The sequence below is a fragment of the Acinetobacter sp. YH12086 genome (assembly GCF_013419345.1).
GTDB lineage: Bacteria > Pseudomonadota > Gammaproteobacteria > Pseudomonadales > Moraxellaceae > Acinetobacter > Acinetobacter amyesii.
Window position 1 is genome coordinate 1 of record NZ_VPAF01000036.1, and the last position, 6,820, is coordinate 6,820.

The window sequence follows — 6,820 nt, forward strand, 5'->3', positions numbered from 1 at the left end:
TTGGTTGCTCATCGGTACATTCCGCCCTGATCTAAGTCTTGTGATGCTTTACGGTTGGCTCGCTCGGCTTGCTGTTGCTCTAGTTTTTGCTGTCGTTGTATTTCGGCTTGGCGTTCTTGTTCTAGGCGTTTAGCTTCTTGGTTTTTCTGCCATTGCTCGAAGCCTTGCTCGGCACGGTTTAAACCACGCTGTAAAACGCTGTCTGTGCGCTGTTGCTGTTGTTTGAGGTGTTGGGCGTTGTGTTGCTTCACATGGTCGTTATAACGGCTGATTTCGGTGTCTATGCCTTGTCTACGGAGTTGAGTGACCGAAGTCCCCTCATGAATGGTGGCTTGTAGTCCATTGTTCTGATCGGCATAGCTGCGGTGGTCTATTTTTTCTCGGTAGCCTGCTCGCTCCAGTGCGTGATTGGCTAAGTCCGCCCATGTTTCCCGAATCTGTTTGATGTCGTCTTGGGTTGTTCCCATATTTAGGCTTTTGCGTTTGGCATTACTTAACTCAATATCGGTTTTTGTCGTCAAAGTGAGTTTATTGTCAGGGTCTAATTCAGCTTTTCGGGTGGTCAGCATGATATGGGCGTGATGGTTTTTATCATTTCCGCCTTTGCTGGGTTCGTGAATGGCTAAATCTGCGATCACGCCATAGCGATCAACAAGTGATTGAGCAAACTCTTTTGCCAAGTCCTTACGTTGATCAGCGTCTAATTCATCAGGTAGGGCAATGACCCATTCTCTAGCAGTTCGAGCATCTTTGCGGTTTTCGGACTGTTCCGCCAAGTTCCACAATTCGCTACGGTCTATTTCTATATCAAGGTTAGACACAATTTCGCTATGGGCGACACCATCCTTTCTCGTAAAATCGTGGGTTAGTCCTGTTCGTTCATCTTTGAGTTTTTCCCCTGCACGATAAGCCATAGATGCAACGGCAGTTCTTCCCGAACTGCGGTTAACGGTTTTGGTTGTACAGTGGTAAATCGCCATTAAATTTTCCTTGTGGCATCCACGTATTGATTACATTTCGGGCATTCTTTTCTAATAGTTTGAATGGATACTCCATTCATTTGCTCTATAAGAATTTTAGGTAATTTGTATAAAAATTCATTCCCACAGTTTGAGCATATAAAAATATGCTGTTCATCAATATTGTATTTCTTCATTTGCTTTACCGCTCTTGCTTTTGCTTTTGGGGTTAAGGGGTGTCCCCCTTACGCATCTTTTGACTTGAATGAAATTCAAGTCGTAAGTGCGCATTTCATGAAAAACACGATAGCATATTACCCGCTTGAATTTCAATTCATAGGGTCTTATGCTTGAGTGGTTTTCTATATTCCGAAATTAACCGTTATGACTAAATCTGCTGAAAATATCGAAAAGAAAATTGAAGCCCAGTTAGAGAAGCTGAAACAGTTAAAAGCACAGAAACAGGCTATTGAAGCAAGAGAACGTACCAAAAAGAAAGAACAGGAGCGCAAGGATGATACTAGGCGTAAAATTTTGCTCGGTTCTTACTTGATTAAGAAAATGCAGGCAAATGAAGCCAATAAAGAAAAAATACTCGCTGAACTCAACGAATATTTAACAGAAAATAGAGATCGACAGCTTTTTGATTTGCCCGATATTGAAGCCTAATTTTTCTTAGCTGTTTGGTTGTTTTGTTCGGCTTGATACTCTGGAATGAGCGTATTTAAAACCTTTTGAATATTGTCCTTGTCCTCGATTTGTAAATTATCCCGATAGTAAATTAAGTTCTGTATTTTGCTTTCCATCTGCATTTTTTCGGTGGGTTCGGCATCTTTGGATAGTCGGGATAATAGGAAGATATAACCGCATATATTTTCCCTCGCAATTTCATAATTTACGATGTCGAGGTATTCAACGGTCACATGCTTTAGATCGGTTGATAGGTTATTTAATTTAATCATGGCTGAAATCCTGATTTTTCTAAAATTGGATAAAGCTCTCTGAATTTTTCAGGCTCTAAAAGCATATCAGCGATACGAATAGCAAATTGTTGGTAGCTTTCTGTACCTTGTGAATATTTCCCCATTTCAGGCATTTCTGACATTTTTTTTGCAAATAAATGGCGTTGTGCATCGGTCATTTTGATAAAAAAGTCAGGTGTGTTTGGGTCACGCTTAGAATCTAATTTTTTCGGTTGTTGTTTCTGCTTAAACTTGAATGAAAACCCAGTAATTGTACGCCCTTTCTTGTGTTGCTCATAAGTGGCTTTTATGTCTGTATGTTCATTGATTTGAGTAATGGCAGTTTCTAATACACGGCTTTTAAAATGGTGCATACGTTGATATTCATCATCTTCAACACCTAAATTTTTACGTAATTGTTGTAGTTCAAAAACAGGTGTTTTACCAACTTCACGCCAAGCGATTAATAACTCATAAAGTCTAGTAGCATACTTACTGGTTAGGTGTGCAACTTGTTTGGCTTCATATTTTGTAAAGTGTTCTTCTAATCTAGTGATTAAAGGAACTACATCAGGTGCGAAAGTAATTTCTAGTAATGCCAAATCATCTACATAAAAAATACGGCTTACCCAGCGAGAGCGAACGATACCTACCTTCCCTGTTTTTTTATATTCGGCTGTATAGCTAAACTGCCTGTTAAATAGATTATTTACGGCATCTTTCAGGGCTTTGTAGGATGCATCAGGTGATACATTAAATAGTTTTGCATAGTCACTAGCATGTATTTCTAGTTTGCTATCTGCCGTAATACCCCGCCCTAATTCCCTTGCATTAATGATTGCAAGCATGACTAAACGCTGTTCCGTTAGTTCTAAATTATAACTGGCGTTTATTAATGCATTATCTTTCACAACTAAACCATTCTTCATATTAAATACACGTTATTATTAATGTGTATTTACACACTATATATTTTATGTGTGTAAATCAAGAGAATTTGTGTGCTTATACAAGAGAATTTGTGTGCTTATACAAGAGAATTTGTGTGCTTATACAAGAGAATTTGTGTGCTTATATAAGCTGTAGTCCTCTAATATCAATGTTTTCAGCTTATCTAAAAGCATTTAAAAGCTTTAAAAATAATTAAAAGCCTTTCGAGAGGGGAGTGCAAACTGCCCTAGGTACTCGCTAAAGCTCGTACTCTATTGAAGCTCGTTCCTCGCTTCGTGGGGCAGTTTTTGGGTAATCCTATTTGTGAAATCTAAAAGCAAAAATATTGGTAATGTATTCGCTTCGCTCATACTTTTTGAAAAGCAAAAGCTCCAAAGTTCGCACCCATTCGGGATGCTCTGTACCTACCGTTTAAAATCGAAAGGGAGCTTGTAATCAGAGAAAAGGCGAGGGCGAAATTTTGATGATGCTCAATCGCTCGTAGACACTCGCTCGGTTCTTATTATCTAGGTTTTAATTATTTAATTGAGCTAATCAAAGTTGTGAAACATTGATTAAATAGTAGGCGTGGAACGTGACAAATCATTAAAAAAGCCCGAACAGTGATGTTCGGGCTATCAACTAGAAACTACAGCGTTGAATTATAAGGATAATTATAAAGCATTTCGTATAAGGTGTATTATGTTAATTTTAGTAGAACTAATAAATCTATATATTTGAAAATGTCATTTTACTCAATTAAATACTCTTCAGATATTTCACACTGTTCAACAAAAAAATGATCATGTGAAACTAAAATTACAGCGCCCTGATATTGGCTAATAGCCTGCGATAGAAGCTCTCTAGACTCAATATCTAAATGATTTTCTGGTTCATCAAGCAATAATAAATCAATACCATCAGGATAGTGACTCATTGCTAATAATGCGACTTTCAATTTTTCACCACCACTCAGTTCTGATAGTTTTAATAAAGCTTTTTCACGACGAATACGTAACTGACCTAACAAATTTCTCCACTCAACTTCAGTAAGATTGGAGTTATAAAGTGCAAGGTTTTCGATTACGGATAAATCATTATTTAATAAACTAAAGTTTTGATCTAAATACAAACATGTTCCACTAAAGAAAATATCATCACGTTGATGGGTAGAAATCAATTTCAATAAGGTTGATTTACCAATTCCATTAGCACCTTTAAGATGGATTTTTTCGCCAGCTTTCAATGCAAAATTAATTTTATTTGTTGCTGTATGGGGTAGCTTTAAATCATGAATTCTTAAAATCTCTCCTTGCTTCGTACTCTGTAAGTGGAATTCAAACTTCTGAGCTTTGATTTTTTCTACAATGGTCTGCCTATTAATCAGACTATTTTTCAAATCATCAGTTTGTCGAGTTTGTTGGGCACGTAGCTTACCTAAGCTTTGTCCAGCATTTTCCTTTTTGAAATCTAGAAAAATCTTTGCTTGAGAATTAGAATCACGAAGTTCATTGCCTTTAGATTGACGTTTATTCGCTTTCATTAAGCTATCATGTTGCCGTTGTTTTAACTGCTTTAATTCTTTTTTCTCATTATTAATAGACTGAGTTAATGCATCCATGTGTAGCTGATGCTGTTGAATGTAATGCTCATAATTACCTTTGTAGTGTTGTAAGCCTAATTCAGTTAAAGCATAAATATGTTGGACTTGATTGAGTAATTGGCGATCATGACTAATCAGGCATACACCACTAGGGTGTGCCAAAATACTCTCAATTAACCATTGTCTAGATGTTGAGTCTAAATGGTTGCTTGGTTCATCTAAAAGTAGATAGTGATCCTTTTTTAAAAACAAACGACATAAAGCCAGCTTTGTTTTTTGTCCTTCACTCAGTTTTTCTGTTGGAAAGTTCAAATCCGTAGGTAAGTCAGCATTTTCAAGTATATTTTGCCATTTTTGTGGTAAATCCCAGGTATTTTCAACTAACTCATAATCATCAAAACTAGCTGTATTGTTCTCTATACGCCGAAAAGCATGATGTAAATGATCTACCTCTAATGCTTGTGCAATATTTTCAGCATTAAGGCGTTCTAATTGTGCCAAATAATCATGTTGGATATTCCATGAAACTTGACCACTATAATGAATATCTAAAGCTTGGCTTTGATCTAATATTCTGAACAATAGGGATTTACCTAAACCATTACGTCCAATTAATGCAGAAACCTGTCCTGATAAAAGCGTAATGTTTAGCTGATCAAACATTTTCTGTGTAGAAAATTCTAAATTTAAGTTTGAAGCAATACATGCATGTTGCATAAAAAATTCCTCATGTAGAGGATATGCAAAATAGTGAAGATTAACTTATAAAAAACAATATATTATTTAGGATATAAAGTAGAGACCAAGAATATATAGCCACAAGTAGAATCTATTTTGCACATCAAAAGTTTAAAAATAATGATGAGAAAATGACTTACTTCATTGGCGTTACTCTTGGGAGGATGATTTGAATAAGGTTATTTTATAATGATAAGACAATCTGTCAAGCTTGTACTAAAGCTTCTAAAAGTTATTTAACATAATGGCTGTTATACGAAATTCAGTTGTCAGAAACCATTTATTACATCAAAAGTAATGAAAAAGTAAAGAATATGACTTATATTATCTTTACTTTAATGGTTTTTGAGTGAGGGAATCATGTCCGCAGTCAATTTCAATATGCGCTTAGAAGCAGAGTTAAAAGAACAAGTCACCCCAATTTTGGAAGACTATGGTTTGACTATGCCTCAAGCATTCAAACTGTTCTTGAATCAAATCGTTAAAACTAAAGCGATTCCTTTGTCTTTTGACTATGCACGAGAACCTGCTTTAACTCCTAAAGCAGCAGCCAAGTTACTTCAATCTTTAAAAGAGATTGAAAATGGCGAGTACACCGAGTACGAAACGGTAGAAGAAGCGATTAAAGCTATGTCGGAAGAAGCACATGGCTAAACGTAAGATTATCGTAACCAGTTCTTTTAAACGTGATATTAAAAGACGTTATTTAGAACTGGTTACGGCTGAATGGGCAGAAGTATTAGATTGTTTAGTCGCAAATAATCCTTTGCCTGAAAAGTATTTAGATCATCCCTTGAAAGGTGGTGCAGAGTTTAAAAATTGTCGTGATTGTCATGTGAAGCCTGATTTAGTCTTGATCTATAGGCTTGTTGGTGACGATATTTTAGAACTGCATCAGTTGGATAGCCATTCCGAAATTTTTGGATGACTATCGCTCGATGCTTTGAAAGATGGCTTTAGCCATGTTTCAAAGTCGGGCAACTTTGCGACTGCTGTCATTGATTCGGTGATGGCAAGAGCCGAGCAAAGTACTGTCTAATCATTATTTTGGGTCAATCACACAATAATCCTTATTCGCTCCGTGACAGTCATTTTTCATGATGCGAACGCAAGACTTCCCATTGCAATTTTTAATATCTAGGCTGTATTTTTGTTCTAGCCATGCAACGTCTGCTCTACGCTGTTTGATTTCGTCCATGCTCGGCACATATAAAAATAATGCTAAAAAGAAAACGATCAGCAAGCTAACAAAAGCACTGGCGTAGATTGCCATGAATCGCCAGTCAAGTTGATTGGTTGCATTGTTTAATTCCCGAATACTGTTGTTGAGTGCGTCTATTTGCTTCTGATTGGCGTTTTTTAGGTGTTTTTCGGTCTTATTGAGTACTCCGCTAGCCACTTCCTTGTAAAACGCTTCTAATCGCTTGTTATCGTCTGCTATGGCTTCTCGATACTCTTTCATAGATGCCAGTAAAATATAGAGCTGGTCATCTAGGTCGTTTTGGTTGCTCATCGGTACATTCCGCCCTGATCTAAGTCTTGTGATGCTTTACGGTTGGCTCGCTCGGCTTGCTGTTGCTCTAGTTTTTGCTGTCGTTGTATTTCGGCTTGGCGTTCTTGTTCTAGGC

General features: G+C 37.0%; 8 protein-coding genes. 3 read left to right on the top strand and 5 right to left on the bottom strand.

From position 1 onward, the window contains the following. Positions 1 to 8 precede the first annotated feature (8 nt). On the bottom strand, positions 9 to 980 hold the full coding sequence (gene mobQ / locus FTU29_RS16920) for a MobQ family relaxase (protein WP_087528904.1): 972 nt from the start codon (positions 978 to 980) through the stop codon (positions 9 to 11). 363 nt (positions 981 to 1,343) lie between these two features. On the opposite strand from mobQ, the gene FTU29_RS16925 reads away from it, so the two are divergent. Next, on the top strand, positions 1,344 to 1,628 hold the full coding sequence (locus FTU29_RS16925; RefSeq protein ID WP_004871868.1) for a hypothetical protein: 285 nt from the start codon (positions 1,344 to 1,346) through the stop codon (positions 1,626 to 1,628). On the opposite strand, the gene FTU29_RS16930 is transcribed toward FTU29_RS16925, so the two are convergent. The 3 genes from FTU29_RS16930 to FTU29_RS16940 form a co-directional block, all read right to left on the bottom strand. Next, entirely contained in the window at positions 1,625 to 1,921 is a 297-nt protein-coding gene (locus FTU29_RS16930) for a hypothetical protein (RefSeq protein ID WP_087528905.1), read from the bottom strand. The two genes, FTU29_RS16925 and FTU29_RS16930, sit on opposite strands and share 4 nt — an antisense overlap. Next, positions 1,918 to 2,850, bottom strand: a complete 933-nt coding sequence (gene repM, locus FTU29_RS16935) for a replication initiation protein RepM (protein ID WP_026438545.1) — start codon at positions 2,848 to 2,850, stop codon at positions 1,918 to 1,920. Before repM ends, FTU29_RS16930 begins: the two co-directional genes overlap by 4 nt. A 752-nt stretch (positions 2,851 to 3,602) precedes the next feature. Continuing rightward, a complete protein-coding gene (locus FTU29_RS16940; protein WP_159124549.1) occupies positions 3,603 to 5,171 on the bottom strand; it encodes an ATP-binding cassette domain-containing protein in 1,569 nt (522 codons plus the stop codon). 381 nt (positions 5,172 to 5,552) lie between these two features. Between FTU29_RS16940 and FTU29_RS16945 the strand changes: the two genes are divergently transcribed. Continuing rightward, positions 5,553 to 5,846 (top strand): type II toxin-antitoxin system RelB/DinJ family antitoxin, encoded by a 294-nt coding sequence (locus tag FTU29_RS16945; RefSeq protein WP_004870963.1) that lies wholly within the window; start codon positions 5,553 to 5,555, stop codon positions 5,844 to 5,846. After that, positions 5,839 to 6,120: a type II toxin-antitoxin system YafQ family toxin gene (locus tag FTU29_RS16950; protein WP_001129137.1), complete on the top strand. Its 282-nt coding sequence runs from the start codon at positions 5,839 to 5,841 to the stop codon at positions 6,118 to 6,120. Before FTU29_RS16945 ends, FTU29_RS16950 begins: the two co-directional genes overlap by 8 nt. Before the next feature lie 114 nt (positions 6,121 to 6,234). Here the strand turns inward: FTU29_RS16950 and FTU29_RS16955 are convergent, their stop codons facing one another. Beyond that, positions 6,235 to 6,705 (bottom strand): hypothetical protein, encoded by a 471-nt coding sequence (locus FTU29_RS16955; protein WP_004870960.1) that lies wholly within the window; start codon positions 6,703 to 6,705, stop codon positions 6,235 to 6,237. Between the last annotated feature and the right edge of the window lie 115 nt (positions 6,706 to 6,820).

Bases quoted from the DNA above. Each gene is read 5' to 3' on its own strand.
- mobQ (WP_087528904.1), bottom strand. From the start codon at position 980: ATGGCGATTTACCACTGTACAACCAAAACCGTTAACCGCAGTTCGGGA.
- FTU29_RS16925 (WP_004871868.1), top strand. From the start codon at position 1,344: ATGACTAAATCTGCTGAAAATATCGAAAAGAAAATTGAAGCCCAGTTA.
- FTU29_RS16930 (WP_087528905.1), bottom strand. From the start codon at position 1,921: ATGATTAAATTAAATAACCTATCAACCGATCTAAAGCATGTGACCGTT.
- repM (WP_026438545.1), bottom strand. From the start codon at position 2,850: ATGAAGAATGGTTTAGTTGTGAAAGATAATGCATTAATAAACGCCAGT.
- FTU29_RS16940 (WP_159124549.1), bottom strand. From the start codon at position 5,171: ATGCAACATGCATGTATTGCTTCAAACTTAAATTTAGAATTTTCTACA.
- FTU29_RS16945 (WP_004870963.1), top strand. From the start codon at position 5,553: ATGTCCGCAGTCAATTTCAATATGCGCTTAGAAGCAGAGTTAAAAGAA.
- FTU29_RS16950 (WP_001129137.1), top strand. From the start codon at position 5,839: ATGGCTAAACGTAAGATTATCGTAACCAGTTCTTTTAAACGTGATATT.
- FTU29_RS16955 (WP_004870960.1), bottom strand. From the start codon at position 6,705: ATGAGCAACCAAAACGACCTAGATGACCAGCTCTATATTTTACTGGCA.